General features: G+C 67.8%; 24 protein-coding genes. 10 read left to right on the top strand and 14 right to left on the bottom strand.

The window, feature by feature from the left end:
* Window positions 1-70 precede the first annotated feature (70 nt).
* Window positions 71-1,306 (top strand): glycosyltransferase family 4 protein, encoded by a 1,236-nt coding sequence (locus HL658_RS29265; protein WP_180285919.1) that lies wholly within the window; start codon window positions 71-73, stop codon window positions 1,304-1,306.
* Between the two features lie 42 nt (window positions 1,307-1,348).
* A complete protein-coding gene (locus tag HL658_RS29260) occupies window positions 1,349-2,848 on the top strand; it encodes a lipopolysaccharide biosynthesis protein (protein ID WP_180285918.1) in 1,500 nt (499 codons plus the stop codon).
* A 39-nt stretch (window positions 2,849-2,887) separates the two neighbouring features.
* Here the strand turns inward: HL658_RS29260 and HL658_RS29255 are convergent, their stop codons facing one another.
* Window positions 2,888-3,913, bottom strand: coding sequence for a glycosyltransferase family 2 protein (locus HL658_RS29255; RefSeq protein ID WP_180285917.1), 1,026 nt, complete (start codon window positions 3,911-3,913; stop codon window positions 2,888-2,890).
* A 380-nt stretch (window positions 3,914-4,293) separates the two neighbouring features.
* Here HL658_RS29255 and HL658_RS29250 point away from each other — a divergent pair, with 380 nt between their 5' ends.
* From HL658_RS29250 to HL658_RS29235, 4 genes are all read left to right on the top strand, one after another.
* Complete coding sequence (locus HL658_RS29250) at window positions 4,294-6,489, top strand: GumC family protein (protein ID WP_180285916.1); 2,196 nt, start codon at window positions 4,294-4,296, stop codon at window positions 6,487-6,489.
* 481 nt (window positions 6,490-6,970) lie between these two features.
* Window positions 6,971-8,839, top strand: a complete 1,869-nt coding sequence (locus tag HL658_RS29245; RefSeq protein ID WP_180285915.1) for a sugar transferase — start codon at window positions 6,971-6,973, stop codon at window positions 8,837-8,839.
* Between the two features lie 28 nt (window positions 8,840-8,867).
* Window positions 8,868-10,040 carry a glycosyltransferase gene (locus HL658_RS29240; RefSeq protein WP_180285914.1) on the top strand — a complete coding sequence of 391 codons (1,173 nt, stop codon included), beginning with the start codon at window positions 8,868-8,870 and terminating at the stop codon, window positions 10,038-10,040.
* A complete protein-coding gene (locus HL658_RS29235; protein WP_180285913.1) occupies window positions 10,037-11,344 on the top strand; it encodes a hypothetical protein in 1,308 nt (435 codons plus the stop codon). Before HL658_RS29240 ends, HL658_RS29235 begins: the two co-directional genes overlap by 4 nt.
* 15 nt (window positions 11,345-11,359) lie before the next feature.
* On the opposite strand, the gene HL658_RS29230 is transcribed toward HL658_RS29235, so the two are convergent.
* The gene (locus HL658_RS29230) at window positions 11,360-12,961 is read right to left on the bottom strand and encodes a glycosyltransferase family 39 protein (protein ID WP_180285912.1); all 1,602 of its coding nucleotides are present in this window, start codon (window positions 12,959-12,961) and stop codon (window positions 11,360-11,362) included.
* Between the two features lie 200 nt (window positions 12,962-13,161).
* Between HL658_RS29230 and HL658_RS29225 the strand changes: the two genes are divergently transcribed.
* The gene (locus HL658_RS29225; RefSeq protein WP_180285911.1) at window positions 13,162-14,904 is read left to right on the top strand and encodes a uracil-xanthine permease family protein; all 1,743 of its coding nucleotides are present in this window, start codon (window positions 13,162-13,164) and stop codon (window positions 14,902-14,904) included.
* A gap of 6 nt (window positions 14,905-14,910) precedes the next feature.
* On the opposite strand, the gene HL658_RS29220 is transcribed toward HL658_RS29225, so the two are convergent.
* From HL658_RS29220 to HL658_RS29210, 3 genes are all read right to left on the bottom strand, one after another.
* Window positions 14,911-16,041 (bottom strand): ATP-grasp domain-containing protein, encoded by a 1,131-nt coding sequence (locus HL658_RS29220; protein ID WP_180285910.1) that lies wholly within the window; start codon window positions 16,039-16,041, stop codon window positions 14,911-14,913.
* Window positions 16,042-16,137: 96 nt separating this feature from the next.
* Window positions 16,138-16,488: a hypothetical protein gene (locus HL658_RS29215; RefSeq protein ID WP_180285909.1), complete on the bottom strand. Its 351-nt coding sequence runs from the start codon at window positions 16,486-16,488 to the stop codon at window positions 16,138-16,140.
* A gap of 30 nt (window positions 16,489-16,518) precedes the next feature.
* Window positions 16,519-16,821 carry a hypothetical protein gene (locus HL658_RS29210; RefSeq protein WP_343055382.1) on the bottom strand — a complete coding sequence of 101 codons (303 nt, stop codon included), beginning with the start codon at window positions 16,819-16,821 and terminating at the stop codon, window positions 16,519-16,521.
* A 226-nt stretch (window positions 16,822-17,047) separates the two neighbouring features.
* Here HL658_RS29210 and HL658_RS29205 point away from each other — a divergent pair, with 226 nt between their 5' ends.
* Window positions 17,048-17,299 carry an antitoxin gene (locus HL658_RS29205; protein WP_180285908.1) on the top strand — a complete coding sequence of 84 codons (252 nt, stop codon included), beginning with the start codon at window positions 17,048-17,050 and terminating at the stop codon, window positions 17,297-17,299.
* Window positions 17,230-17,706, top strand: a complete 477-nt coding sequence (locus tag HL658_RS29200; protein ID WP_343055381.1) for a type II toxin-antitoxin system VapC family toxin — start codon at window positions 17,230-17,232, stop codon at window positions 17,704-17,706. The genes HL658_RS29205 and HL658_RS29200 overlap by 70 nt, the downstream gene beginning before the upstream one ends.
* 79 nt (window positions 17,707-17,785) lie before the next feature.
* Here HL658_RS29200 and HL658_RS29195 read toward each other — a convergent pair whose 3' ends face one another.
* From HL658_RS29195 to HL658_RS29170, 6 genes are all read right to left on the bottom strand, one after another.
* Complete coding sequence (locus HL658_RS29195) at window positions 17,786-18,553, bottom strand: KilA-N domain-containing protein (RefSeq protein WP_211109886.1); 768 nt, start codon at window positions 18,551-18,553, stop codon at window positions 17,786-17,788.
* A gap of 352 nt (window positions 18,554-18,905) precedes the next feature.
* On the bottom strand, window positions 18,906-19,214 hold the full coding sequence (locus tag HL658_RS29190; protein ID WP_180285906.1) for a hypothetical protein: 309 nt from the start codon (window positions 19,212-19,214) through the stop codon (window positions 18,906-18,908).
* The gene (locus HL658_RS29185) at window positions 19,215-19,421 is read right to left on the bottom strand and encodes a hypothetical protein (protein ID WP_180285905.1); all 207 of its coding nucleotides are present in this window, start codon (window positions 19,419-19,421) and stop codon (window positions 19,215-19,217) included.
* 232 nt (window positions 19,422-19,653) lie between these two features.
* A complete protein-coding gene (locus HL658_RS29180) occupies window positions 19,654-21,120 on the bottom strand; it encodes a nickel-dependent hydrogenase large subunit (protein WP_180285904.1) in 1,467 nt (488 codons plus the stop codon).
* Window positions 21,117-22,115, bottom strand: a complete 999-nt coding sequence (locus HL658_RS29175; RefSeq protein ID WP_180285903.1) for an NADH-quinone oxidoreductase subunit B family protein — start codon at window positions 22,113-22,115, stop codon at window positions 21,117-21,119. The genes HL658_RS29180 and HL658_RS29175 overlap by 4 nt, the downstream gene beginning before the upstream one ends.
* Entirely contained in the window at window positions 22,112-23,485 is a 1,374-nt protein-coding gene (locus tag HL658_RS29170; RefSeq protein WP_180285902.1) for a sensor histidine kinase, read from the bottom strand. The genes HL658_RS29175 and HL658_RS29170 overlap by 4 nt, the downstream gene beginning before the upstream one ends.
* Before the next feature lie 844 nt (window positions 23,486-24,329).
* On the opposite strand from HL658_RS29170, the gene HL658_RS29165 reads away from it, so the two are divergent.
* On the top strand, window positions 24,330-24,755 hold the full coding sequence (locus HL658_RS29165) for a hypothetical protein (protein WP_180285901.1): 426 nt from the start codon (window positions 24,330-24,332) through the stop codon (window positions 24,753-24,755).
* A 17-nt stretch (window positions 24,756-24,772) separates the two neighbouring features.
* Here HL658_RS29165 and HL658_RS29160 read toward each other — a convergent pair whose 3' ends face one another.
* From HL658_RS29160 to HL658_RS29150, 3 genes are read right to left on the bottom strand one after another with little or no spacing between them, the layout of a single operon-like run.
* Entirely contained in the window at window positions 24,773-25,375 is a 603-nt protein-coding gene (locus HL658_RS29160) for a hypothetical protein (protein ID WP_180285900.1), read from the bottom strand.
* A gap of 14 nt (window positions 25,376-25,389) precedes the next feature.
* Window positions 25,390-26,442, bottom strand: a complete 1,053-nt coding sequence (locus HL658_RS29155; RefSeq protein WP_180285899.1) for a hypothetical protein — start codon at window positions 26,440-26,442, stop codon at window positions 25,390-25,392.
* A gap of 30 nt (window positions 26,443-26,472) precedes the next feature.
* Window positions 26,473-26,703 carry a DUF6471 domain-containing protein gene (locus HL658_RS29150; protein ID WP_180285898.1) on the bottom strand — a complete coding sequence of 77 codons (231 nt, stop codon included), beginning with the start codon at window positions 26,701-26,703 and terminating at the stop codon, window positions 26,473-26,475.
* Between the last annotated feature and the right edge of the window lie 43 nt (window positions 26,704-26,746).

Raw genomic sequence — 26,746 nt, 5'->3', positions numbered from 1 at the left:
GGCCGCCGTCCTTATGTTGCGGTTGCACCGCGGTACGCGCGGTGGAGCGCCAACCGTTCCGGACACCCGCATGACCGAGCCCGGCAAGCCGCCGAAGATCCTGTTCGTCAGCACGCTCTATTACCCGCACCATGTCGGCGGCGCGGAAGCCACCGTGCGCATGCTGGCGGAGGCGGCGGCGGCGCGCGGGCAGGAGGTGGTCGTGGTCACCCTCGCCCCCGACGGGCGGGAGGCCGAGGACGTGGTGAACGGGGTGAAGGTCGTCTACCTGCCGCTCGCCAACCTGTTCTTTCTGCATGGCCCCGGCCGCAAGCCGCGCTGGCTGCGCCCGCTGTGGCATCTGATCGACGCCTGGAACCCGGTGATGGCGCGGCGGCTGGGCCGGGTGCTGGACCGCGAGAAGCCGGACGTGGTCAACCTGCACAACGTGCAGGGCTTCTCCGTCGCCGCCTGGGGGGCGGTGGCGCGCCGCGGCATCCCGGTGGTGCAGACGCTGCACGACTACTACACCGGCTGCGCCAACTCCTCGATGTTCCGGCACGGGCGCAACTGCGAGCGGCCGTGCGCCGCCTGCGTGGCGCTGGGCACGCCGCGGCGGCGGTTGTCGCGCCACGCCGCGGTGGTCACCACGGTCAGCCGCCGGTTGTTCGAGCGCATCCGCGCCGCCGGCGTCTACGCCGGGGTGGGCGACGTGCGCGTCATCCACAACTGCAACGCCGGGGAGGCGCAGGTCCCCCGCGAGCCGCCGCGCCCCGGCCGCCCCCTGCGCTTCGGCTTTCTCGGCCGGCTGGAGCCGGTGAAGGGGCTGGAGCTGCTGCTCGACACCGTGGCTTCCCTGCCGGACGGCCGCGCTGTCGCCATCGTCGGCGGCACCGGCGCGCCTGAGTACGAGGCGGCGGTCCGCGGTCGCTACGAGGGGCCGGGGGTACGCTTCCTCGGCTGGGTCGACCCGCCCCGCTTCTTCCAGGAGATCGACGTGCTGGTCGTCCCCTCCATCTGGGAGGAGCCGCTGTCGCGCGTCTCGCACGAGGCGATGGGTTACGGCGTGCCGGTGGTGGGTGCGCGCACCGGCGGCATCCCGGAGATCGTGCGCGACGGGGACACGGGCTTCCTGTTCAAGGCCGGCGACGCCGACGACCTCGCCCGCGTGCTGCGCGGCCTGATCGAGGCGCCGCCGGACTGGGCGGCGCTGTCCGAACGCTGCCGCAGCCACGCGGAATCCTTCCGGCTGGAGCCGGTGTTCGAGAGCTACCGCGCCGCCTGGGAGGACGCCGCCACCCGGCGCGCGCCGCGGCGGGCCGCCTGAATCGCCACCATCGGCCACCACCACGTCGGGGAACGACACGCCTTGTCCACACCGAACCAGACCGCGGATGGCGGCAATCTGCGCGCCCGCGCCATCCGCGGGGGTGTCTTCTCGCTGGCGTCGCAGGGCGGGCGGCTGGTCATCCAGATCGGCACCACCGCGATCCTGGCGCGGCTGCTCAGCCCCGGGGAGTTCGGGCTGGTTGCCATGGTCATCCCCTTCGTGGCGCTGGTCCAGCTCCTCCAGGACGCCGGGCTGCCGTCGATCACGCTGCAGCGCCAGGACATCACCGAGGAGCAGATCGCCACGCTGTTCTGGACCAACATGCTGCTGGCGGCGGTCATGTCGGGGGTGCTGGCGCTGTGCGCACCGCTGGTGGCGGCCTTCTTCGACGACGGGCGGCTGAACGCCATCACCATCGCCTTCGCCGCCTTGCTGATCCCGGCGGCGGCGGGGGTGCAGCACCGGGCGCTGCTCCAGCGCACCCTGAACTTCCGCGCGCTGGCTGTCATCGACATCTCCATCCAGCTCATCGCGACCGCGGCGGCGGTGGTGGTGGCGTGGTACGGTTACGGCTACTGGGCGCTGGTGGTGCACGCGGCGACGCTGCCCATCGCGCAGCTGCCGATGCTGTGGCTGACGGTGCGCTGGAGCCCCGGCCGGCCGCGCGGCTTCCGCGAGGCGCGCCACCTGCTGCGGGCCGGCGGCGAGATCGCCGGCTTCAACCTGCTCAACTACTTCGCGCGCAACCTCGACAACATCCTGATCGGCAAGGTGTGGGGGGAGGCGGCGCTGGGCCTGTACGGCCGCGCCTACAACCTGATGCTGACGCCGGTCAACCAGATCAACGTGCCGGTCGGCCATGTGGCGGTGCCGCTGCTCAGCAAGCTGGCGCACGATCCGGCGCGCTACCGCAACGCCTACCGCCAGATCCTGGAGAAGATGCTGCTGGTGACCATGCCCGGCATCGTCGTGCTGATCGTCGCCGCACCGTCGGTGGTGCTGCTGCTGTTCGGACCCAAGTGGCTGGAGGCCGCCCCCATCCTGGCCGCACTCGGCGTGACGGCGCTGGTGCAGCCGGCCAACAACTCCACCGGCTGGCTCTATGTCAGCCAGGGGCGCACCCGCGACCTGTTCCGCTGGGGCTTCATCGGCACACCGTTGCAGGTGGCGGCCATCGTGGCGGGGCTGCCCTGGGGGCCGATGGGAGTGGCGATCAGCTTCGCCGCGGTCAATGTGCTGGTCATCACGCCGCTGATCTGGTGGCGGGTGGACAGCCCCTGCTTCCGCGCCAAGGACTTCGCCGCCGCCGTGGCGCCCTTCGCCGCCAGCTCGATCCTGTCAGGCGGGGCATTGATGCTCGGCGGCGGGCTGTTTCCCGGCTATCACCCGCTGCTGGTGATCCTGGCCTCCTGCGTCTGGACCTACGGCTGTCAGCTCGCCATCCTGCTGGCCCTGCCGCGCCACCGCCGCGTGGTGCTGGAACTGGTGACCATGGCCGCCGACGCCATGCGCATGGCGACCCGCCCGCGGGGGGCGTGAGAAAAACTCCCTCTCCCGCCGGAGGTGGGCGAGGGTCTTCTACGACCCCGCGCGGTAGCCGCCACGCAGCGCCTTCGCCAGCACGATGGGGAGGTTCCAGGCGCCCAGCCGCAGGACGTCGGCGGCGCTGGTGCCGCTTTCCAGGAGGAGCGCGCGGGCGGTGGCGAAGCGCTTCTCCTTCAGCGCGTCCACGAAGCGGCGGTAGTGGTAGCGGCGCTCCACGCTGCGCCGGTGCGCCTCCAGCGCGCTCCTCGCCGCCGGGTCGCGCCCCACCGCCGGATCGTCCAGCAGGCGCCGGTCAAAGGCGACGATGCGGCCGAGATCGCCGGCGGTCTGCACGTGAGTCGCCGTTCCCGGCCGCACGGTGTAGAGATAGCCGGCCTCCGGCGTCAGCCACCAGGAACCGCCGGCGGCCAGCGCGCGGGCGGCGAACATGAAATCCTCGGCGTAGCGGTTGCGCTCGTCGTAGCGCAGGCCGTGACGCTCCAGGAAGGCACGGCGCAGCATCGGCTTCAGGAAGCCCATGTTGAAGCAGGGCAGCTCCCGCAGCCGCCGGTCCAGCCCGCCCTCGTTCAGCGCCACGAACTCGGCGAGCGTCAGCCGGCGCGGTTCGGCCAGCAGGAAGCTGGGGACCATGGCGCCGGTCTCCCGTCCGTCGCCGTCGCACAGCATCAGGTTGTCGGCCACCAGATCGGCCCCGGTCCGCGTGGCGAGGTCCAGAAGACGGGCGAGCCGGTCGGGTGCCATGCGGTCGTCGGCGTCGAGCAGCGCCACCCAGTCGCCGCGCGCCGCCTGAAGCGCGCGGTTGCGCGCGGCGGACGGGCCGGCGTTGGCGGGCTGGCGCAGCAGGCGCACGCGCGGGTCCGCCGCGGCCAGCCGCTCCACCACGGCGGCGGTGCCGTCGGCCGAGGCGTCGTCCACCACCAGAACCTCCAGCGTGGGCAGTACTTCCAGCGCGGGGCCGCCCGCCGTGTCCGACTGGTCGAGGGCCGAGCGCACGGCACGTTCCACCAGATCGGCGGCGTTGTAGGCGGGGATGACGACGGAGACGTCGATGGCTGGCATGCTCCTCACGCGATGTGGCGGCGATCGCAGGCCGGGATACGGCAAGAGCTGGGTGCCGGCACGGGTGCAATGGGTTTACCCCACCCCTTCGGTGCCGTCGCCCCTTCGTCCGGAAGAGGTACGACGAAACCCGCCTTTTCCGGCCCTATCCGAAATACCACGTTCCGGATGCGGTGCATCGCCCCTAATGCTCCATCCCACCACACAAGATAGAGGTATGGATTAGACAATCCGTAACCGCGGTGATTATAAAGAAGATTTTGCGTCCTTCCCAGCACCGTGCTAGTCCGGGTGCTGTTTACAGGTATCCGAAAGGCCATGTATTCGGGCGACAATGCTCGGGTTTTCGGTTTGATTGCCCCTTAGCCGGCAGGTCGCAAATGGATCATACGGAACTGACGATTCCGCAGCTCGCTCGCGTGCTCTGGCGCAAGAAGTACATTCTGGGAATCGCGGTGCTGGCCGCGGCGATCGGCGGATACCTGATCGCACGCCAGCTTCCCGAGACCTACACGGCGCGCGGGCTGCTGGTCGTGGAACCGCGGCAGATTTCGATCTCCGAGTTGGGAGCCGGCCTGAACGGCTCGGCGGGCGACCTGATCCGCACGCAGACGGAGGCGCAGGTGCTGCGCTCCCGCGCGCTGGCCGAAGGGGTGGCGCGCGACCTGAAGCTGGCCGACAACCCGCTGTTCATGAAGCCTGACGAATGGTCGCCGATCGACGCGGCCAAGACCTTCGTCCTGTCGCTGCTGCCGAGCGGTGATGCGGCCGAGGGTGTGCCGGTCGATCCCAACGCCATCGCCGCCAACATCGTCCAGGCCAACCTGGACATCGCGGCCAGCGAGAAGTCGGCGGCAATCGGCGTGGAGTACACCGCCGAGGATCCGGGCCTGGCGTCGCAGATCGTCAACCGCGTCATGGAAATCTACATGGCGGGGCAGGTGCGCTCGAAGAGCGAGGTGACCCAGCACGTCAACGAGGTGCTGTCCGGCCGCGTCGGGAGGCTGTGGCAGGAGGTGGCGGACGCCGACCGCCGGGTGCAGGAGTTCCGCGCCGCCAACGGTCTGCTGGAGACCAACGGCAGTGACATCAACGCGCTGGCGCTCGCCGACCTGCAGGCCAAGCTGGACACCGCGCGCGGCCAGGTGACCAGCCTGGAGGCGAGCGTGCAGAGCACCACCCGCGCGCTGGAGACGGGCGGCGTCGATGCGTCGGCGGAGGTGCTGGCCTCCCCCCTTATCCAGGGGCTGCGCCAGCAGGAGGCACAGGTCGCCCGCAACCTGTCCAGCATGTCGGAGCGGCTGGGTCCCAGGCATCCGCAGATCCGCGCGGTCACCGAGGAGCTGGGCAACGTCCGCGGCCAGATCGCCGGCGAGATCCGCAAGATCTGGCAGTCGCTGCGCCGCGACCTGACCATCGCCCAGGCGCAGGTCCGCGGGTTGGAGCAGCGCATCGCCGAGGTGCAGTCGCGCGCCCAGGTGTCGGCCGGCAAGGACGTCGAGCTTCAGCAGCTCGTCAAGGAGGCCGAGGCCAAGCGCGTCATCTACCAGTCCTACATGGCCCGCGTCGAGCAGACCGCCGGTGGCGAGACCGGGCCGCTGCCCGATGTGCGCATCGCGTCGGCCGCGGTGGTGCCGATCAAGCCCAGCGGTCCCAACAAGAAGGCGATCGCCGCCTTCGCGGGCATGGCGGGGCTCAGCCTCGCCGGGGCCGGGGTGCTGCTGCGCGACGCCACCAGGGGCCGGGTGTTCACTGGCGACGAGCTGGCGAAGCTCACCCATTTCCCCGCCTTCGGCACCATCCCGGTGGTGCGCGGGCGGCGGCACGGATCGTCGCGCCTGCCGGACGCGGTGGTCATGGCACCGCAGCTCGACGCGGCGGAATCGGTGCGCGGGCTGTGGGCCGGGCTGCGCTCGGCGCGGCATGGCTGGACGCCCAAGGTGGTGATGGTCACCTCCAGCGTGCCGGGGGAGGGCAAGACCAGCCTGGTCACGGCACTTGGGCGCATCGCGGCGCTGGACGGTGCCAGGGTGCTGCTGATCGACGCGGATTTCCGCATGCCGACGGTGGGCAGCTTCCTGCGCCAGGAGCCGGGCGAGTATGTGGACGAGCTTCTGGCCGAGAACGAGCCGCCGGAGGCGGCGCTGCGCATCGACCACCAGACCGGCATGATGTATCTGCCGGCCAGCGGGCGGGTGAAGAACCCGCAGGCGGTGCTGACCAGCCAGTCGATGGCGATGCTGCTCCAGGACGCGCGCGCCAACTTCGACCTCGTGCTGATCGACAGCCCGCCGGTGCTGCGGGTGTCGGACCCGGTCATGCTGGCCGCGCACGCCGACGCCATCCTGTTCGTCGGGGCCTGGGCGCAGACCCACCGCAACACCGCCGCCGCCGCCGCCCGCCGGCTGAAGGCTCCGCCGCATGTGCTGGTCGGCTCGGTGCTGAGCCGTGTCGGCCGCAAGGCCGGCACCCACGACTACTACGCCGGCTACCACCGGGGGCGGAAGGCGCTGCCGGCACCGCGGCCGGCCAACGCCGACCAGGATGCGGCCTACGTGGCGCGTTCGTCCGGCTGACGCCGGCTGTTCGACAGGAGCTTCGGCCCGGCGGGAGCGCACGTCTCCCGCCGGGCCTGTTACGTGCAATGGGGGTACGATGGCAATGATTCCATGATTAAGCGGCAGTGAGCCAAAGATGTGATTTTATGGTTCATTGACTTGCGTCTGTCGAAACCTTCGAGACATATTTTAAATTTTGGAGATCGTCAGGGCGATGCGCGATCATCGTCATGCGGATTTTTTTGGGAATACGGAGCGAGGCGATGGTGTTTAGGGTTAGGCGGCGCAGGGGCGGGTAACCCTTTTCCGTTTTTGCACCGCAGCATGAATGAGTTTATACAATATAGAGACCATACCAACACAGAATATTTTGTTTAATAGGCCAGCAAATCAATATTGCGCGCAAATTTTACCGAAAATCCCGACTGACCAATACCACAGCTCCAAAGGGCGATCACAGGCGGCGATCACAGGCAATCTGAGATCCGAACCGGGGGACATGAACGTGGACGAGTATCTTTTGGCGTCCTTCGCCATTCTATTCCTGGCTCTGGCCGTGCATCCGTTCGCGACCTATCCATTGTCGTTGATGATGTTGCGCAAGAAGAATTCGGGAGCGGCGGCCGTCCAGGCCGACGACGAGATGGTGGGAGCGCCCGTCTCGATCTGCGTCTGCGCCTACAACGAGGAGGCGGTGATCCGGCGCAAGGCGGAGAACCTGCTGGCGATCAAGCGCTCCACCCCCAACGTCGAGCTGCTGGTCTATGTCGACGCTTCGACCGACGCCACGGCCGACATCCTGCGCGCCTTCGAACCGGAGATCACCGTGGTCGTCGGCCCGAAGCGGCAGGGCAAGACTTATGGCATGGAGCGGCTGATCGCGCGGGCCACCGGCGACATCATCGTCTTTTCCGACGCCAACGTGATGTTTGCCCCGGACGCGGTGGCGGCGCTGCGCCGCCACTTCGCCGATCCCGAGGTCGGCTGCGTGTGCGGCACGCTGAGCTACACAAACGGCGAGGCCTCGGCCACCGCGGCCGTCGGCAGCGCCTACTGGCGGCACGAGGAGTGGGTGAAGCAGCTGGAGAGCGACACCGGCTCCGTGCTGTGCGCGGACGGCTCGATCTTCGCCGTGCGGCGCGCCCTCTACCCGGCGGTGCCCAGCGACATCATCGACGACTTCTATGTCTCCCTGTCCATCCTGTGCGACGGCTACCGCATCGTGCGGGCACCGGACGCGCTGGCGTGGGAGCAGTCGACCACCGCCAGCGGCGACGAGTTCCGCCGCAAGGTCCGCATCGCCTGCCAGGCCTTCAACGTGCACCGGCTGCTGTGGCCGCGGGTGGTCCAGCGCGGCGCCTTCACCGTGTACAAATACGTGTCGCACAAGCTGCTGCGCTGGCTGGGCGCCTTCAGCCTCGCGGCTTCCGGCGGCTTCGCCTTCGCCTTCCTGGTGACCGTCTTCGGGTGGGAAGCGGCGCTGCTGACCACGCTGGGCGGCGTCACCGCGCTGGCGCTCGGCCACGCGCTGCGTGTCGGGCCGGTGCGGCGGGTGACGGAGATCCTGTCGGCCTTCGCCGCCACCGCGCTGGGCGTCGTCAAGTCCTTCCGCGGCGAGCGTTTCCAGACCTGGACGCCGGCCGGTTCCGTGCGGGTGGACGCGCTGATGGGCGAGCCCAGCTTCGCCGGCTATCTCGGCTGGGGCTCGCTGTCGGCCCCGCCGATGGACGCGGCGGCGGTGCGGGCGATCCGCCCCATCCACGCCAGCCGCATGAAGCGCGTGCTGGACGTGGTGGGTGCGGCCGGGCTGCTGGTGCTGTTCGCGCCGCTGATGCTGGCGGTGGCGGTGCTGGTGCGCCGCGACGGCGGGCCGATTCTGTTCGCCCATCGGCGCATCGGGGTGGGCGGGCGCCGCTTCGGCTGCCTGAAGTTCCGCACCATGCATGTGGACGCCGAGCGCATGCTGGAGGAGCTGCTGGCCAGCGATGCCGACGCGCGGGACGAGTGGGAGCGCACCTTCAAGCTGCGCGACGATCCGCGCGTCACTCCGGTCGGCCGCTTCCTGCGCAAGACCAGCCTGGACGAGCTGCCGCAGCTCTTCAACGTGCTGCGCGGCGAGATGAGCCTGGTGGGGCCGCGGCCCATCGTCGAAAAGGAGGTCGCCTTTTACGACAAGTTCTACCCCTTCTACGAGCAGTGCCGTCCGGGCATCACCGGGCTATGGCAGGTGAGCGGCCGGTCGGACGTCGACTACGACCGCCGTGTGGAGCTGGACTGCACCTACGTCACCACCTGGAGCGTGTCCAGGGACGTGGTGATCCTGCTGCGCACGCCCGGCAAGGTCCTGCGGCGGCGGGGCGCCTATTGACCCCGCGCCGCCTCGGAAGGGAGTTTCCATGCGCGTCGCCCTGATCGACCCGTCGAACTTCACGCTGCCCTATGATCTGGCGCTGGCGCGCGGCCTTGTGGGGCGCGGGCACGAGCTGCACATGGTCGGCCGCTGGCTGTCCGACGGCGACGCGTGGCCGGAGCCGTCCATCCCCTTCCACAAGCCCTTCTACCGCGGCCTCGACCGGCTCCAGGCGCTGCCGCGGCCGGTGTTCCTGGGCCTGAAGGGGGCCAGCCATGTGGAGAGCATGGCGCGGCTGCGCGGCCTGCTGCGGGAGCTCAAGCCGGACGTGATCCATGTCCAGTGGTTCCCCTTTCCGATGGTCGACCGCGGCTTCCTGCCGTCGCTCCAGGCGCTGGCGCCGGTGGTGCTGACCATGCACGACACCGAGCCCTTCAACGGCAACCCCAGCTCCGTCCTGCAACGGCTGGGCGCCATCGACCTGCCGCGCCGCTGCGACCGGGTGATCGTGCACACCAGCCTGGGCGTGCGCCGGCTGGAGGCGGCGGGGGTGGAGCCGCGCCGCATCGCCGTGGTGCCGCACGGGCTGCTCGGTTCCGTGCCGGCGATGCCGCCGCCGGCCCCTGATCCCGTGACCTTCGTTCTCGTCGGCAAGATCAAGCCCTACAAGGGCGTCGACCTGTTCATCGAGGCGGTCGCCCGCATGCCCGACGCGGTGCGCCGGCGCTGCCGCTTCGTGGTCGCCGGCAAGCCCTACATCGACACCGCCCCCCTGACGGCGGCGGTGGAGCGGCACGGCCTGTCCGACCTCGTCACCCTCGACTTCCGCTTCCTGGACGATGCGGAGATGGCCGACCTGATGGCGCGCGCGGCCGTGCAGGTCTTCCCCTACCGCGAGATCGAGGCGAGCGGCGTGCTGTCGCTGGCCTTGGGGCAGGGGCGGGCGATCCTGGCGTCGGACATCGGCGGCTTCAAGGAGACGCTGACCGACGGTGAGAGCGCGCGGCTGGTGCCGGCCGGTGATGTGGACGCGCTGGCCGCCGCCATGACCGCGCTCGCCGAACAGCCGGACGAGCGCGTACGCCTCGGCGCCGCGGCGCGGGAGCTGGCCGTACGCATGCAGGATTGGGGCGGCATCGCCGACCGTACGCTGGCGCTGTACGGGGAGGCGCTGGCCGAACGGGCCGGCGGCACCCGCAGCGCACCGCGCGCCGCATGACAACGCAGCTTCCCCCCCTGGTGGCCTTGCCGGAGTTCGCCCCGGCACGACGCCCCGCCACCGTCGGCGTCACCATCGACGACCGGGAGGAGCGGGACCGCCGGCTGCTTCTGCGTTGCCTCCAGGTCATGCTGTTCGCGGCCATCCCCTTGCAGCGCTTCGGCTTTCCGGTGGGCGGATCGGCCATCGCGCTGGGGCTGCTGGTGACGCTCGCCACGGTCGGACTGATGGCGGTGCGCGGGCTGTTGCAGGTGGACACCGCCCGGCTGGCGCTCTTCGCGGTGGTGGCCGCCGCGGCGGCGGTCAGCGCGATGGTCAACCCCTCCACCGCCTCGGCCACCTCCTACCTGCTGTTCGTGGCGCTGTACGTTCCCTTCGTCTTCGTGACGACCACCGACCGCGCCTTCTTCCTCGCCACGCTCCGCACCTTCCAGACGCTGGTCTTCGTCTGCGCGGTGCTGGGCGTGATCCAGTTCCTGGCGCAGTTCGTCGTCCAGTCCGAGTTGCTGTTCACCTTCAAGGGGCTGCTCCCCGACGCCATCCTGATGCCGGGCTTCAACACCGCGGTGCCGCTGACCTATGGCGCGGCGCTGATGAAGAGCAACGGCTTCCTGCTGCTGGAGCCGTCGATCTTCAGCCAGCTTCTGGCGCTGGCGCTGCTGGTGGAGATCCTGTTCTTCGGCCGGGTCCTGCGGCTGGCGCTGTTCGGGCTGGCGCTGCCGCTGTCCTACTCCGGCACCGGCATCCTGCTGCTGGCGGTCTTCCTGCCGCTGGTGGTGCTGCACCGGCGGGCGGTGGGGCTGATGATCGCCGGGGCGGTGGGGGTGGTGGTGCTGATCCCCTTCGCCGGGGCGCTGCACCTGGACGTCATCCTGCAACGCGCCGGGGAGCTCCAGTCCACCCAGACCAGTGGCTTCGCCCGCTTCGTTTCCGCCTTCTGGCTGCTGCGCGACTTCGTGGTCGACAACACCCCGGCGCTCTTCTTCGGGCTTGGCCCCGGCAGCATCACCGGCGTGCTGCACGACGTCCCCTACGAAGCGCACGACCCCACCTGGGGCAAGCTTCTGTTCGAATACGGCATTGTCGGCACGCTGGTCTTCTCGGTCTTCTTCCTGGCCTGCGTCTTTGTCGGTGCCCACTCCAAATGGGTGTCGGGATTCCTGCTGTTCGGCTTCCTGTTCTTCGGCGGCGTGCTGCTCGACCCGCGCGTCAACGCACTGCTCATCGCCTTCTGCACCCTGCAGCGGGTGGCCGGCTATGGCCGCGCGACGGAGGAGGACGCGGTCACCGGCGCGGAGCGGTGACCGGTCCGGCGCCCCCTATGGGAGCGCGGCGGGCTTCAACACCACCATTGCCCCCACCTCCCGCGTGCGGTCGAACAGGCGGCAACGCGTCGGCCAGCAATCCCACTGCCGGGTGTTGGGAAAGGTGATGATGCGGGTGCCGGGCGCGGCGCGGTCAAGGACGGCGCGGATCTCCGGCAGGTCCAGCTCGCGCGCCGCCCACAGCAGGATCGGGCAGTCGCCTTCCGGCTGCGCCCCGGCGTTGCCGGGGTTGCGGATGTTGACGAAGCGGTAGCGGTCCGGGCGGGTCAGGTAGAAGCCGTAGAAATGGTCGGCGTGCGGGCCGAAGGGCGCGTGCACGGCGGCGGGTCCCGCCACCGGGATCGCCGTGTCCCGGCAGGCGGCCAGCGTCTCCACGAAGGCGGCGGAGTCCCGCCACTCCTCCTTCACCGCCCCGCCCGTGGCCGCAGCGAAGACGGCACCAACGCCGATGGAGACGGCGGCCCCGGCCGCCGCCGACCGCCGTGCCCAGGCGGAGGGGGAACGCAGCGCGGCGTCCACCGCCACCGCCAGACCGAACCACACCATCGGTACCGTGACCAGCAGGTTGCGCGACGTCACCGACGGTGCCCACAGCGCCGACAGCAGCATGCCGAACAGGATCACCAGCAGCACCGCCCCGGCGTAGGGCAGCACCGGGAGGGCGTGGCGCGCCAGGGCCGCCGCCGGGCCGGACCGCCGCACCGCCACGGCGAAAGCCACGGCGAGCCCCAGCAACACGGCCAGGATGCCGTGCTGCCCGCCCCCCGCCAGCCACGCGAATTCCTTGATCTGGAGCGCGTACCAGCCGGCGGATTCGCCGATCCACACCTCGTCCAGCCCGTTGGTGGCCTGCGGCAATTGCCACAGCGCGTAGCCGGCATCGACGGCGAACACCACCGTCCCCACCGCCGCGATCAGCGCCGCGTCGCGCCAGCGCCGCACCGCCAGCGCCCCCGTCAGGATCACCCCGAACACCGCGCCAGCCAGCAGGAAGCCATAATAATGCGTCAGCCCGGCCAGCGCCGCGACCGCGCCCAGCCCGGTCAGCAGCCCTGCGGACAGCCGCCGCTCCGCGCCGATCCGGCGCAGCGCCTCCGTCATCAGCAGCGCCAGCAGGGTGCCGAGCGCGAAGACCAGCGCGTAGTTGCGCGCCTCGTGCGCGTAGACGATGAAGGCGTAGGAGGTGACGATCAGCGCCGACAGGAAGAGGGTGCCCGTCATCGACAGGAAGCGCCGGCCGAACGCCAGCACCGCCGCCACCAGCCCCGCCGCGCACAGCGCGCCGAGCAGCCGCGCGCCCAGCACCGGATCGTCGAACAGCCGCAGCCACTGGTTCTGCATCAGGTAATAGAGCGGCGGGTGCACGTCGCGCACGATGCGCTCATGCAGCAGCTCCGCCGGGGCCAGCGCGGGGTCGGACAGGTAGAGCGTCCACAGCTCGTCGCCCCACAGGCTGGCGTCGGTCAGCCCGATGAAGGGAAAGGCCAAGCCGGCCGCGGTGACCGCGGCGAAGAAGGCGGCCAACACAGCCGGCACCGCGATGGCGGAGGCCGCGCTGTCCCGGCCCGCCTTGGCGGTTCGGCTGTGCAGGGTCATGTCTCACCGGCTGGAAGGAGGGGCCATGCATCGTCTGACCAAATGGCAAGAGACCCCGTCCGGTCACGGTGTCATGCGGCCTAACCCGTTGGTCGTTCCATCAGCGGAACGAAGGGGTTGAGCGTGCGGCGCTTGACCGTTGGCAAGTGTGGTGCGCGCGGTATACCGTTGCCGTGACCAACCCCGCCGCAAGGGACCCCATGGCGAAACGCCCGGCCGAGCTGACCTACTGGGTCGATGAGCGTCCTTCCCTTCCCGTCACCGCCCTCCTTGCCGTCCAGCATCTCGCCATCGTCGCCATCTATCTGGTGGTCGCCGTCACCATCGCCCGGTTCGGCCAAATGCCGGCGGAGGACGGGGTGCGGCTGGTCTGCCTGACCATGGTGGCGGGTGGGGTCGGCACGATCCTGCAGTCCGCCGGGCGCTTCGGCATCGGCTCGGGCTACCTGATCCCGACGACGACCACCACCATCCTGCTTCCCCCCTCCATCCTGGCGCTGGAGCGTGGCGGGTTGCCGTTGCTGTTCGGGATGACCATCGTCGCCGGGGCGGCGGTGGCGCTGCTGTCACGGCTGATCCACCGCATGCGCCCGCTGCTGCCGGCGGAGCTGGCGGGCTTTGTGGTGTTCATGGTCGGGCTGTCGGTGATGACGCTGGCGGAGCGCCAGTTCCTGGGCCACGCGCTGCCGGCGGGCGACCGCACCGCGCACCGGGTCGTGGCCGTGCTGACGCTGGCGGTGATCGTCGTCGCCAGCGTGTGGGGAGGGCGGCACCTGCGCCTCTACTGCACGCTGGTGGGCATCGCGGCGGGCTACGGGCTGTCGGCCGTGACCGGCCGCATCGGCGCCGACGAGCTGGCCGGGATGGCGGCGGCACCGCTGCTGGCGGTGCCGGAGGTGGGCGGCTTCGGGCTGGCCTTCGACGCGGAGCTGGTGCTTCCCTTCCTGGTGGCGGCGCTCGCCATGGCGCTCAACGCCGTCGGCGCCGTGACCGCCGCGCAGAAGGCCAACGACGCCGGCTGGGTGCGGCCCGACATGCGCAACATCGGCCGCGGCGTGCTGGCCGACGGGCTGTGCAACGTGGTGGCCGGGCTGGTCGGCGGGGTGGGTCAGGCGGCGACCTCCGGGGCTGTCGGGCTGTCGGTGGCGACCGGGGCGACCAGCCGGGCGGTGGGGGTGGCGGTCGGGCTGTTCCTGCTGGCGCTGTCCTTCTCGCCCAAGGTGGCGATGCTGCTGCTGGCGATGCCGGCGCCGGTGATCGGCGCCGCGCTGATGTTCAGCGGCTGTTTCCTGGTGATGAACGGCATCCAGGTCATCGCGTCGCGCCTGCTGGATTCGCGCAAGGTGTTCACGCTGGGCATCGGGCTCGCCTTCGGTCTGGGGCAGCTGGTGCAGCCGGTGGAGGCGGAGACGCTGCCGGGATGGCTGGTGCCGCTGGTGTCCTCGCCGCTTGCCCTGGCGGTGACGCTGGCGGTGCTGCTGAACGCGCTGTTCCGCATCGGCATCCACAAGCGCAGCCGCTTCCGCATCGACGCCGCCCGGCTGGACGTGGAGCGCCTTGCCGACTTCATGACCGGGCAGGGGCGGCTGTGGGGGGCCGCTCCCGACACCCTGTTCCGCGCCCGCTTCGCCACCCAGGAGGTGGTGGAGACGCTGGCCGGAAACGGCATGATCGCCGACACCGCCATCGCTGCTGGCGGTGCGGAGGTGCGGCGCCCGGTGGAGGTGCGCACCAGCTTCGACGAGTTCACCTTCACCGTCACCGTCGCCTATGCGGGGGAGGTGCTGCACCCCCGCAGCGACCGCCCGACCGAGCAGGAGGTGCTGTCCGCCCCGGACGGCGCCCGCAGCCTCGCCGCCTTCCTGATCGGGCGCGCCGCCGACCGCGTCACCACCGCCGTGCACCACGACCGCTGCGAGATCACGCTGGTGTTCGACGCGTGAACCGGGTCAGCCGGGGCTGCGCAGACGCGGGGTCAGCGCCATGATCGCGGCGGTCAGCCGGGGCTCGTGCCAGGGCACGTCGTGATGGGCGGAGTGCAGGTATGGGCTGGCCGGGTCGCGCGTCCACTCCGCCGGAAACAGGGCGACGGTGGTCGCGCGGGCCGTGGGTGTGTCGGGGGCGGCGGCGGCGGCCCCGCTCACCGCCTGGAAGAGCGCCCGCGCGAGGTCGGCGCCGAACAGATGGCCGAGATGGGTGGTCTGCGGCGGGCGGGCGTTCAGCTCCAGGAACACGGGCGGGCCGCCGTCCTCGGGCAGTATGACGTCGATGCCGCCGAAGCCGCTGTACCGCAGGTCGGCCACCACCCGCCGGGCCATCTCCAGCAGGTCCGGCCGGTCGAGCGCCGCGATGACCGAGGCGGGGCCGAAGGGCTCGGGGTGGCGGTGCAGGGCCTTGTAGGCGAAGCCGTCCAGCAGCAGTCCGCCGCGCGCCACGAAACTCACCGACGCGGTGGCGCCCGCCACATGCTCCTGCGCCACCACCATCCCGACTCCGGCCGCATCGGTGCCGGACGGGAGCAGCCGCGCGGCGATGTCCAGCGCCTCGCCGGGCGTTGCCACCAGGGCGACCCCGCCGCCGCCGCTGCCGTGGTCGCGCTTGACCACGATGGGAGCGCCCAGTCCGGCCAGCGCCGCGGCGTCCGCCGGCGGCTCCAGCGCCACCTGCCGCGGCGTGCGGATCCCCAGCCCGCGCACCCGCTCCACCAGCGCCGAGCGGTGGAACGCGCAGCCGTCCACCCCGCCGATCCATGCCTCCAGCAGGGCGCGCAGCGGCGGTGTCACCACGTCGGCCTCCACACCGGTGAGCAGCGCGCGGGCGACGCCGGCCGCCACCTCGTCGCCGAACAGCAACGCGTCCGCCCCCGACCGCTCCACCGCGTCCGCCATCACCAGGGCGAGCCCACCCGGCCCGATGTCGTCCGGATAGGCGATGCCGCCATCGAGGTGGTCGCTGTAGCGCACCGCGGACACCTGCGGGCACACCGCCCACACCCGGAACCCCGCCCGCCGCAACGCATACGGCAACCGGGCCACCGCGTGCCGGTAGAGCGTGGCCGTTACGAGAAGGATGGTGGGCATGGATGGCGCGGCGCGGCTGATGGCGGGGTTGGGCGCTTGTAGCGCGGCGCGCGGCGTCAAGGGTAGGGGAAACAGTGGCGCGGCGGGCCCCGCCGGTCACCGCAGGCGGCGCAGGGTCATCAGGCCGCCGGTCAGCGGATCGCGCAGCCGCGCCAGATTTGCGTCGACGACCTCGACCTCCAGGATCGGCCCGAAGCTCTCCGGCACCACGGTGACGGTGTTTCCCGACACCGAATAATCCACCGGCACATCCACCCCCAACGTCCGCATGCTCGACCGCCGGAACTCGTACCGACCCAGCGCCAGCCCGCCGCCGCCCATCGGCGCCGTCAGCGTCCAGCTTCCGATCAGCGGGTTCCCCGGATCATAGGTCTCGCACCCCGCGAGAAGCAGCAGCGCGGCGGCGGCGGACAGGGCGGTGCGGCGGTGGCGGGGCGGGGTGGTCATGGTGGGACAACGCGGGCGGAGGCGTCGGGTTCACCGCGCGCTCATCATGCAGGTGCGGTCGGCCGGCATGATCACGGTCACCGCTTGTCCGTCCGGCCCGGTGCCGCGGACGATCCGCCCGCCGCCCTCGGCCGCCGGCCGCTCCGTCGTCTCGGGGTTGGCGATGTGGTCGGCCAGCACCCGCCATTGCCGGGTGGCGGGATCCTGGCAGCGGATCCGATGGACGCCTGGAACAGGTTCGGCGGCGGCGCCGTGAGGCAGCGCCAGCGTGCCGGCGCCGATGGCGGTCGCCACGGACGCGGCGAGCAGACGGAGGGCGAGGGGGCGTGGCACGGTTGCGATCTCCTCGGTCAAGATGTTGGTTGCGGTGAAGGTTCTCTCACTGGACCATGCTTGATCCGCGGTTGCGGGACATCCCCGAAACCGCATGGCGTGACACCGCATTATGCGTCAAACCGGGGCGGTGTGGCGGAACCTGTGTGGGGCCGTTCGGTCCCGGTCGGATTGACGGCACGGCGTTCTTTGGCATATGCATATGGCATATCCAAGGAGGGCCACCATGCCGCGACCCACGACCTCCCGCCCCAGGGAAGCCCGCCTGTTCCGCAACAACCGCAGCCAGGCCGTGCGCATCCCGGCGGAATTCGAACTGCCGGGGGACAGGGTGCTGATCAGCCGCGACGGTGACCGACTGATCATCGAGCCGGTGCGCCGCAAGGGTCTGGTGGCCTTGCTCGACAGTTGGGAGCCGCTGGACGAGGAATTTCCGGCCATCGAGGACCCGACTCCCGATCCGGAGGACATCCTCTGATTCGCTACCTGCTCGACACCAACATCCTCAGCGACCTCATCCGCAACCCGGCCGGCGAGGCTGCCCGCCATGTCCGGCGGGTCGGCGGCGATGCGGTGTGCACCAGCATCGTGGTGGCGGCCGAGCTGCGCTACGGCACGGCCCGAAAGGGTTCGCCCCGGCTGCGGCAACGGGTGGAGGCTTTGCTGGCCGATCTGCCGGTGCTGCCGCTCGACGTGCCGGCGGACGGCGAATACGGCGGCATCCGGGCCGAACTGGAAGCCGCGGGCCAACCCATCGGCGGCAACGACCTGCTGATCGCCGCCCACGCCCGCGCGCTCGGCCTGACGCTGGTGACCGCGAACGAGCGGGAGTTCCGTCGCATCGGGCGGCTGACGGTGGAGAATTGGCTGGCGACGGGGTGCTGAAACGCGAAGGGGCTTGGCGGTGGCCTTGCTGGCGCTCATTCCCATAATCCTGGGAAATGGTCGCGCTATTACATTGGGGTTAGCCTCTCGCGGGCTTTGGTAGAAGTTTGGGAAGGTATGTGAGCGCCGCTGGATCCCGCTTGCCAAAATAATCAGGGGATCTTTCGGGAATCCAAACCTCGGCAAAATGTTGACGAAATGCTGCTAGATATTGGTTGGGATAGGCCTTGGCTCGGACAGGCCGTCGCCCATCTTCAAAAACGTGCAAATATGTTGGAAGCGCATCAGTGTGTATGCCAGCTTCCTCGCGAAGCCAAGCACAGAATATTTTTCCTTCTGAGATGTCCGGCCATAGCGCTTCCGGCAACTCATATCCCATGGCTTCCATCGGAGCGATGAGAAGCTGTGTTATCTCAGTCAATATTGAGAAATGTCCGTGCGGTACATTCTGTTGGTTAGCCACGTATCGCCGCAGATGATAGGGCAGCCTCTGCGCACTTGGCATCTGCTTGCCAGACATCCAGTCAAAAACCCACTTGGACACGAGCACCGCAAAGTCAGGCGACAGCCACTGCGCCAAGTGAATTGCTACTCGCGGATGTACCCACGTTCCCTGTAGCGACTGCTCGCCACCTTTTACTATCTGAACCAGCTCCGATGTGTGAATCTGCACATCGACTGACAGGACCTTCAGAAATGCTTGAGTTGTATCCGAACGGTTGTAGGTGCTGAAGACGCGGAGAGCAGCATTACACATAGCGGTCGCATTGATATACCCGTCTTTAGCACGTTGCTGAATGACGGAGCCGGCGTATTCACGTCGAATCAACGGAAGCTGATACTGCACGACAGTTCTCCATGAGCGTTTCGCACATGCAAACTGCCTTACGCGGACCATGCTGCTATTGCAGTTTGGTTTCGATACCGACGGGCGTCACGGCAACTCGCCGCGAAGCTCTCGACTGGAAGGGCAGGCCCCCACGCCCGCCCTTTTTGTTTGAGCCTCACCGAACGAGCATGACTCCCTCGCCCGTTCTCGTCAATACCCCGAGAACATAGCGCGAATTGGAGGTATACTTTGGGTACGAAAGGTGATCATCTCGCCGCTCCTTATCCTCTATGGAGACCATTCGCGAGGCCACATGAAAAAGGGCCGCCCCGGGGGAGCGGCCCTATCATCCCGGAAGCCCGGATGAAGGCTATGCCTTGAACAGCGCGTGGAGGCTGTAGATGCCCCCGCATAGCCCGGCAAGGATGAGAAACGGTTTCAGATTTCCCATCAGGACAAGGACGTTCTTGTCAAAGATGCTCGCCAATGCAAACATTGACGTCGAAAACGTCACGGCGTCGAAGATTTTCCCTATGTAGTTGATAGGTGGATGGCTTCTCTTTTTTGCCATCCACATCAACAGCCACATGACATAGGCCGTAGCGATATAGACTGCGCAAATGATGAGCGATGCCTGATGCAGTTCGTCTTCTGTCTTCGGCAGTAAATCAACGAACATTCAAGACCGCCACGCCAGATAGCCACCCACCGCCGCACCGGCAAAGGTGACGAGGGCGCGCGTCCACTCCGAAGGGTCATAGCCGACCTGTGGCGCAAGGGCGCCGAATCCGACAGTAGCAAGGAAGGACAGGCCAACGACGCCCTTCAGCACCGTTGCCAACGACGGCCGATGGTGTTCAGCATGTTCGGTCATCGCAACCCTCATGGCATCCTCCATCGTGACGAACGTGCCTTCCGTTCCTTGGTTGCGACACTGGTCGGAAGGATACTCACTCCGACGCTCCAATGTACCACGATCGAATACACAATGGAGGTATATCTTTCGGTCCGAAATGACAAGCCCGACGCCGTGATGTTCGGTCTCGCTGGCAGGCGGATGACTTTCCGGAAAATTCCGGATGTCTAAGTCTAAAGCATTGTAATAAATAATAGAATTCTTAATGCACCGTGCACACCATGCACGGGTCGAAACTCCGCACCACATGCTGCACGGCCAGCGACGCCCCACCCTCGTCCCCCACCGGCACCCCCTCCAGCGCCTTCTCCAGGGGGCCTTGCACGCCGGCGGCGTCGCGGGGGGAGAAGTTCCAGGTGGTGGGGGCGATGATCTGGTAACCGGCGATGCGGCCCTGCTCGATGCGCAGCCAATGGCCGAGCGCGCCGCGGGCGGCTTCGGTCAGGCCGATGGATTGCGCCGAGGCGGGCAGGGGGGCGGTGGCGCACCAGGGGGCGGCGGGGTCCAGGGCCTGCAGCCAGCCCTCCATGGCGGGCACGGTGCGGGCCAGCTCCAGCAGGCGGGCGACGACGCGGCTGAACACGCTGCCGCCGTCGCGGGCGACGAGGTCGCGGACCAGCGGGTGACCGTCTGCCAATTGGCGGGCGATGGCGCCGGTCTCGGCGGGCAGGCCGGACAGGCGCGGGGCCTTGCACCAGCTGTAGCCGTCGGTGTCCGCCTCGTCGGGGATGGTGGAGCCGGCGAAGGGCGGGTGGGGGCGGTCGCGGCCGGTCATCCGGCTGTTGGTGTGGTCCTCCGCCACCTCCGCGGGGTCGAAGGGGTGCGGTGTCCCGCCCACCACTACGCCGCGGCGGTAGAGATGGCCGCCGGCCCCGTCCGGATAGGCGCCGTGGCTGAGGAAGCGGCCATGGGCGCGGCCCAAGCCGGCGAGATCGAGATCGGCGGCCAGCGCCAGGAACAGGCGGAAGTCGCCCGCCGGCCCTTCCGTCCGCCAGCGGTCGAGGTCGTCGGCCCCGGTCAGCGCTGCCACCGTCTCCAGCGCCGTGCCGAACAGGTGGGTTTCCAGGAAGCGGCGGAAGCTGCGGAGCTGGGCTTGCAGCCGCACGCGGTCGCGGGCGTCCAGCGGGCGGGCGACGCCGCCGGGCTGGATGGTCAGGGTGTGCGGCCATTTGCCGGCCATCAGCCCCAGCATGTGGTAGAGCGCCGTGCGCGCCTCCACCGCGCGGCGCAGGCTGCTGCCCTGGGTGGCCTTGAACCGCTCGCGCACCGCCCCGAACCAGGGCCGCGCGGCGTAGGCGTCGCGGGCGAAGTCCGGCATGAAGAAGGCGTGGAAGTGCAGGAGATGGTCGCCCAGATTCTCCGTCGCCAGGATCAGGTTGGTGGCGAGGCGGCCGTTGGCCGGCGGCTCGATCCCTTGCGCCGCGGCCAGCGCGCCCGCCGCCGCGTGCGACTGCGACACCGAGCAGATGCCGCAGATGCGCGGGGCCACGGTCAGCGCGTCGCGCGGGTCGCGCCCCTCCAGGATGCGCTCGAAGCCGCGGAACAGCGGGGCGTTGACGAAGGCGGCGCGCACCCGGCCGTCCTCCAGCTCGAGCTGCACCTCCAGATCGCCTTCCACCCGGTTGAAGGGGCCGACGATCAGGCGGCGCGTCGGGGCGGTGGCGGTCATGATTTCCCGGTGTTTCGGATGGTGGGCGGCACGACGATGCGGTCGGCGGCGGCGTTGCGGCGCACCCGTTCCGGCGTCGCCGCCTTCGACAGCGACGCGAGCGCCACGAACCACGCCTTGGGCATGTCGGTCGGCAGGCCGAGGGGGATGCCGGCGAATTTCGGCGTCTCCTGGAAGGGATGGCCCGGCTCCTCGAAAGACGGGGCCGTGCAGTTGATGCAGGCGTAGCCGCCGCGGGTGCAGGAGCCCTCGCCGTTCCACAGCCGCGTGTTGCAGTCGGCGTGCGCCTGGGTGCCGAGGCAGCCCATATGCTCCATCATGCAGCCGAGGTCCGACGGCTTCTCCGCACTCGCCTTGTACTCGTAATACTCGTTGCGGGTGCAGCCGTGGTGCACGAGATGGTCGGCGTAGAAGCGCGGCCGCTGGAAGGGGTCGAGGTCGGTGGCGCCCAGCGCCCCGCCGGCCAGCAGCATCAGCGTTTCCGTCACCCAGTTGGGGTGGGTGGGGCAGCCGGCGACGTTCACCACCGGCAGCCCGCCCCGCGCCGCGAAGCCCTCCCCCAGCAGCCCGCCGCGCCGCCGCCCGTCGTACTGGAGCCCGCAGGCGTCGGTGACGTTGGGCCCCGCCGCGGTGATGCCGCCATAGGCCGCGCAGGTGCCGACCGCCACCACATGGCGCGCCGCGGCGGCGAGGTCGCGCACCCAGTGGATGGTCGCCCGCCCGGTGCCGGCCAGCACATGGAAGCGCCCGCTGCCGCCGGGGCCGCGCAGCAGCGAGCCCTCCACGCACAGGATGTCGAGTGGCCGGGTGCCGGCGCACACCGCCTCCAGGATCGCGGTCGCCTCGGCCCCCGTCTCCTCCGACAGGGAGGGGTGCCAGAGCAGATCGATCCCCGCCTCCTCCAGCATCGGCAGCAGGCCGGGGCTCTCCGCGTTCAGCAGCGACATGGTGCAGCCGCCGCAGCCGCCGGACTGGATCCACAGCATCGAGGTCATGACCGCCGTCCTCCGGTCGCCCGCTCGTCGGGGGCGGGCAGAGTGAGGGTGAAGAGCGCGCCGCCGGCCGGGTGGTTCGCCGCCTCCAGCGCGCCGCCATGGTCGTGCACGATCTGGTAGCTGATGGACAGCCCCAGCCCCGTGCCCTTGCCCACCGGCTTGGTGGTGAAGAAGGGGTCGAACACCCGGTCGCGGATGGCGTCCGGGATGCCGGGGCCGCTGTCGCGGATGGTCACCGTCACCCGGTCGCCCTCCCGCCCGACATCCCTATGGCCGTGCAGCTCCAGCGTCTTGCGCGGGGCATCGACCATGGCGTCGATGGCGTTCTGGACGAGGTTCATCACCACCTGGTGCAGGTGGCCGGGGTGGCCCGCCACCTCCAGCCGCTCGGGCAGGTCGAAGACGATCTCCACATCCTGCATCTGCGCCTTCGCCACCCAGGCGACGGCGGAGCGCAGCAGTGCCGTCATGTCGAACAGCTCGAAGGCCTGCTTCTGCTCCGACGAGAAGCGGCGGAGGTCGGCGACGATGTCGCGCACCCGCTCCGCCCCCTCCAGCATGCCGGCCAGCGTGCCGGGCAGGTCGGCGCGGGCGCGGTCGATGCGCAGCTCGCCGCGCAGCCCGGCCAGCGCCTCGGCGTCCCGGCCCTCGTGGATGGCGTCGAGATAGGCGGTCAGCCGCTCGCCATAGCGGCGCAGCGCGTGGGCGTTGCCGTAGACGAAGCTGATGGGGTTGTTCAGCTCGTGCGCCACCCCGGCCACGAGCCGGCCGAGCGACGCCATCTTCTCCGAATGCACAAGCTTCTGCTGTGCCTGCTTCAGCCCCTCGTGCGCCGTCTCCAGCGCGCGGTAGGCGCGGCGCAGCTCGCCGATGGGGCGGCCGACCAGCACCAGCCCGATGGCCCGCCCGCGCTGGTCGCTGCGCACCGCGCTGTTGACGGAGACGGGGAAGGGCTCGCCGTCGCCGGCGAAGGTCAGCTCCACGTCCGCTGGCGGCTCCCCGCGCAGCGCCGCGGCGCGGAGCGCGTCGAACACAGGGCGCGAGGCGGGGTCGAGCAGGTCGCGCAGGCCGCATCCGGTCAGGGCGGCGGCGGGGCGTGCCAGCGCGCGTTCGGCGGCCCCGTTCACCTGCTCGATCCGCCCGTCGCGGTCGCAGGCGATCAGCACGTCGGTCATCGAGGCCATGACGCTGGCGATGAAGGCCTGAGCCTCCTCCAGCTCGGCGTTCTTGCGCTCCAGCTCCACCTGTTGGGAGACGAGGTCGGCGTAGGTCTCGTCGAGCTTCCGGATCACGTCGATCCAGGCACTCTCCATATCCGCCGCACCCGCCTCCTCGGGCAGCGTGACCGATGGGAACCGTGTTGCCGCCATGCCACCGTCCGCAACGGCGCGCGGATGCGCGCGCTCGGGAAGGCGCGAGGTTAGCACGCCGGGGGAGGCGGGGGCGAGGGTGGTTGGGGGCGCGCCATGGTGATCGCAATCAGCGATCATTGTCCTGAGGCAAGACCACCGTCATCCCCGCGAAGGCGGGGATCCAGGGAAAGCCGCGTCCGCGGCGACATGAGTCACGTGGCTCGCGGACGCTCGCCCTGGATTCCCGCCTTCGCGGGAAAGACGAAAAGTCCTGCTCAGGAAAAAAGATCAGCAAATGCGATCCCCGTGGGGCGGGTACCACCGAGGCCCCCGGCGGGTGCCGGGGGGCTGGTGGTCGCGGGGATCATGCTGTTGTTCCAGAACGCGCTTCAATGAGGCCCCGGCATTTCTGCCGGGGATAACTGGCGCGACAAGGATGGAGCGGTGCGCGCCGAAGAGGTGGCTTCAATGAGGCCCCGGCATTTCTGCCGGGGATAGGCTCCCTTGCCCACACCGCATGCCCAGCCAGAACGCGCTTCAATGAGGCCCCGGCATTTCTGCCGGGGATAGGCTCCCTTGCCCACACCGCATGCCCAGCCAGAACGCGCTTCAATGAGGCCCCGGCATTTCTGCCGGGGATAGCGCTGAAGAAGGCGGAATTATGTAGCACCCGCCACCAGCTCACCCTACCGCCTACGAACGATCTAGGGGACCATGGAAGCGGCCGGGAAGGGTGTTGGCGCACCCGACCCGGCCTGACCACAACCCGAGCTTCTGGAGAGCATCGGACCATGGCTGGTTCCCAGCATAGCACGTGCGCGCTCCGGCGCTGCGCGTCGATCCCCCATTGAGGTGCGGCACCATGGCCGAGCCTCACGTCGTCTCCGCCCTGCGGGACAAGCACGCCGAGATCCAGGGCCGCATCCGGGAAGCCGAGTGCGAGCTTGCCCGGCTCCGTGACGATCTCTCCGCCGTCGCCCGCGCCCTGATCGTCTTCGATCCCGACTTCGATCTCCGCACCGTCCGCCCCAAGCGTCCCGCCCGCCGGGGGAAGTGGTTCGGGCCGGGAGAGTGCGCCCGCTTCTGCTACGACATCCTCAGGCCGGCAACCGCCCCCGTCACCACACGGGAGATCGTGGAGCGCGCCATGGTCGCCAAGGGCCTGGACCCCGCCGACTCCCGCACCAGAGAGTGCGTCCAGAAGACCATCCTCGGGACGCTCAACAAGCTGGGGGAGGTGGAGCGTTTGACGTTGGACGGTGGGGCGGCGGCTTGGGAAGTAAGGTAACGGTTGGCTGTCTCTGTTTATTGCTTTCTGTTGGCCTGTAGCGCCACTCCATGATTATGGAGGGAAAAGCGCCCGCGGGTATTTGTATCACTCAGTGGAAATATTGTATCTCGCAGTGATTTCCTTCGTTCGTCCTCTGACCGTGCCTTCATCTCATCTCTGATTACGTTGAAGCGTAGATGCTGAAGCTTGATAATAGCCGACGGGATACGGAAGCTTCTTATGGCGGCAATGCAAGATGCGGCGATCACCACTCCAATATATATATGCTTTGTTAGTTCACCTTTCAAGAATTCTACGCCATTGTCTCCAAATAGATCAAGGGAGACGCAAAGGGCGACAACTATCACATACATCTTAAATTGAAGTTGCCACTCCATTTGCTGTTTTGTGAACGCCTTTTGAAGTGCTTCAACATGTTTAACAGGAACTCGTTCAGGAGTGACAATCATGGCGGTGAACACCATCACCTGCGCCAACAGTCCTGTAAGAATAGAAAATAGAACAAGCAGCGAACTGGCCATCTTCTCAAATGCGGTAAACGGGAGGAGAGTTGCCGACACTCCTCCAAGCGCAACCCCAACCAAAATGCCGAACCACCCATATTGCATGATCTTCATGTCACACCTCGATGCTATGGTTCTATTTTACCATCAGTGACAAGAGAATGAAAGTACAAAAGCATTGCGCGCTCCATTTCTTTCCAGTCTATAATTTTCGTAGCGCCGTTCGTTTTAACATGCACAAGCGTCTGAAGTCTTACTTTTCCATTCCTTACAGAAGAATTTTTTGTGTGTATTTCAATCATGTCGTCTGGAACATCCCTGAACACGTCAATGAACCTCAGAAAGTCACTTACATCCGCAGATGCGGCTTTGCGTTCGAACGAAAACCCAATATCGATTGCGATGTCATGTGTAGCACTAGCGTTATTATAGTCCTCATTTACATCCAATTCTCTACCAAGCAATCTGAATAGCGCCGACACAAGTTGACCTCGCGCCGATTTTTCAATCATCGGCGAATTATTCATTTTATTTGGCAGACTAAGAAGCGATGGCTCATGGAATGAAGGGACGTTCAATGGATCGATTATCTTTATTTTCTGAACATTCTCAAGTTCATTTCCAAGTACTCCGCGATCAAGCTCCCAACGAAGCGCCGCGCGCGACATATTCGGCGCGACTCTCGTGTGAGAAGAAAGAAACCATTGAAGATATTCTTCAAGCATTCGCTCTTTAAGAAGAAGAGATGTGCTTACTATCACGTGGTTTTCTATCACAAGAAAATATAGTGGTGTTGGAGCCCAATGTTTTCCGATTGGCGGTTCCAATTTGTGTACTGAAACTGCCGGATCAAATAGCTTATCGTCAATAGCTATTGGAAGATTTTTCTTTCCGAAAGATATAAGTTCTCCAAAGCAGTGGCCGCGCTCGCCATTGCTCGCAGGTACCGTGCAGAAATTATTAATAAATGTCAGATCATCAGTCTCCCAAAGTCTATTTTTGCAACAAGAAAAAGCTTCTGATGGGTTATCTTCCATGAAAGCTTGGAAAAGCATATCCTGTAGCGACAGAGAATTCTCATCTGTGTATCGTCGTTCAAATCTAAAATACTTAAGTAGTCTAGCCTTTGTCTTTTGATTTTGAATTATGCCGTGCTTGTTTCTCAGTTTATACGTTTTCATATTAGCCTCTATTGTTAGTTTGTATAATTATCACACATCATCTACCCGGATCTCTCGGCACCCGACAACCTTCATGCTGGCGAGCAGGAACCACGTCGGGAAAGCTCCCCGGTTGATCTTGACCGTGATGGAGCCTTCCGTCTCGGGAATGCCCATCTCCGTGAGCCGCCGGGCCAGCTCCTCATAGGTTACGTCCCGGCGCTTGAGTTCGGCCTTCATGAACCGCTTCGCGCGGCCGGCCCATTCGTTCTTGGCGTCCATGTCAGCTACCTTCCGTAAACACGCTGGTAGCTAACATATTCGA

It is taken from the genome of Azospirillum oleiclasticum, assembly GCF_013423485.1.
GTDB classification, from domain to species: Bacteria; Pseudomonadota; Alphaproteobacteria; order Azospirillales; family Azospirillaceae; genus Azospirillum; species Azospirillum oleiclasticum.
Note: the sequence above shows the minus strand (reverse complement) of the source record. Positions and strands in the feature narration are given on the sequence as shown.

Bases quoted from the DNA above. Each gene is read 5' to 3' on its own strand.
- HL658_RS29265 (WP_180285919.1), top strand. From the start codon at position 71: ATGACCGAGCCCGGCAAGCCGCCGAAGATCCTGTTCGTCAGCACGCTC.
- HL658_RS29255 (WP_180285917.1), bottom strand. From the start codon at position 3,913: ATGCCAGCCATCGACGTCTCCGTCGTCATCCCCGCCTACAACGCCGCC.
- HL658_RS29250 (WP_180285916.1), top strand. From the start codon at position 4,294: ATGGATCATACGGAACTGACGATTCCGCAGCTCGCTCGCGTGCTCTGG.
- HL658_RS29245 (WP_180285915.1), top strand. From the start codon at position 6,971: ATGAACGTGGACGAGTATCTTTTGGCGTCCTTCGCCATTCTATTCCTG.
- HL658_RS29240 (WP_180285914.1), top strand. From the start codon at position 8,868: ATGCGCGTCGCCCTGATCGACCCGTCGAACTTCACGCTGCCCTATGAT.
- HL658_RS29235 (WP_180285913.1), top strand. From the start codon at position 10,037: ATGACAACGCAGCTTCCCCCCCTGGTGGCCTTGCCGGAGTTCGCCCCG.
- HL658_RS29230 (WP_180285912.1), bottom strand. From the start codon at position 12,961: ATGACCCTGCACAGCCGAACCGCCAAGGCGGGCCGGGACAGCGCGGCC.
- HL658_RS29225 (WP_180285911.1), top strand. From the start codon at position 13,162: ATGGCGAAACGCCCGGCCGAGCTGACCTACTGGGTCGATGAGCGTCCT.
- HL658_RS29220 (WP_180285910.1), bottom strand. From the start codon at position 16,041: ATGCCCACCATCCTTCTCGTAACGGCCACGCTCTACCGGCACGCGGTG.
- HL658_RS29215 (WP_180285909.1), bottom strand. From the start codon at position 16,488: ATGACCACCCCGCCCCGCCACCGCCGCACCGCCCTGTCCGCCGCCGCC.
- HL658_RS29205 (WP_180285908.1), top strand. From the start codon at position 17,048: ATGCCGCGACCCACGACCTCCCGCCCCAGGGAAGCCCGCCTGTTCCGC.
- HL658_RS29190 (WP_180285906.1), bottom strand. From the start codon at position 19,214: ATGTTCGTTGATTTACTGCCGAAGACAGAAGACGAACTGCATCAGGCA.
- HL658_RS29185 (WP_180285905.1), bottom strand. From the start codon at position 19,421: ATGAGGGTTGCGATGACCGAACATGCTGAACACCATCGGCCGTCGTTG.
- HL658_RS29180 (WP_180285904.1), bottom strand. From the start codon at position 21,120: ATGACCGCCACCGCCCCGACGCGCCGCCTGATCGTCGGCCCCTTCAAC.
- HL658_RS29175 (WP_180285903.1), bottom strand. From the start codon at position 22,115: ATGACCTCGATGCTGTGGATCCAGTCCGGCGGCTGCGGCGGCTGCACC.
- HL658_RS29170 (WP_180285902.1), bottom strand. From the start codon at position 23,485: ATGGCGGCAACACGGTTCCCATCGGTCACGCTGCCCGAGGAGGCGGGT.
- HL658_RS29165 (WP_180285901.1), top strand. From the start codon at position 24,330: ATGGCCGAGCCTCACGTCGTCTCCGCCCTGCGGGACAAGCACGCCGAG.
- HL658_RS29160 (WP_180285900.1), bottom strand. From the start codon at position 25,375: ATGAAGATCATGCAATATGGGTGGTTCGGCATTTTGGTTGGGGTTGCG.
- HL658_RS29155 (WP_180285899.1), bottom strand. From the start codon at position 26,442: ATGAAAACGTATAAACTGAGAAACAAGCACGGCATAATTCAAAATCAA.
- HL658_RS29150 (WP_180285898.1), bottom strand. From the start codon at position 26,703: ATGGACGCCAAGAACGAATGGGCCGGCCGCGCGAAGCGGTTCATGAAG.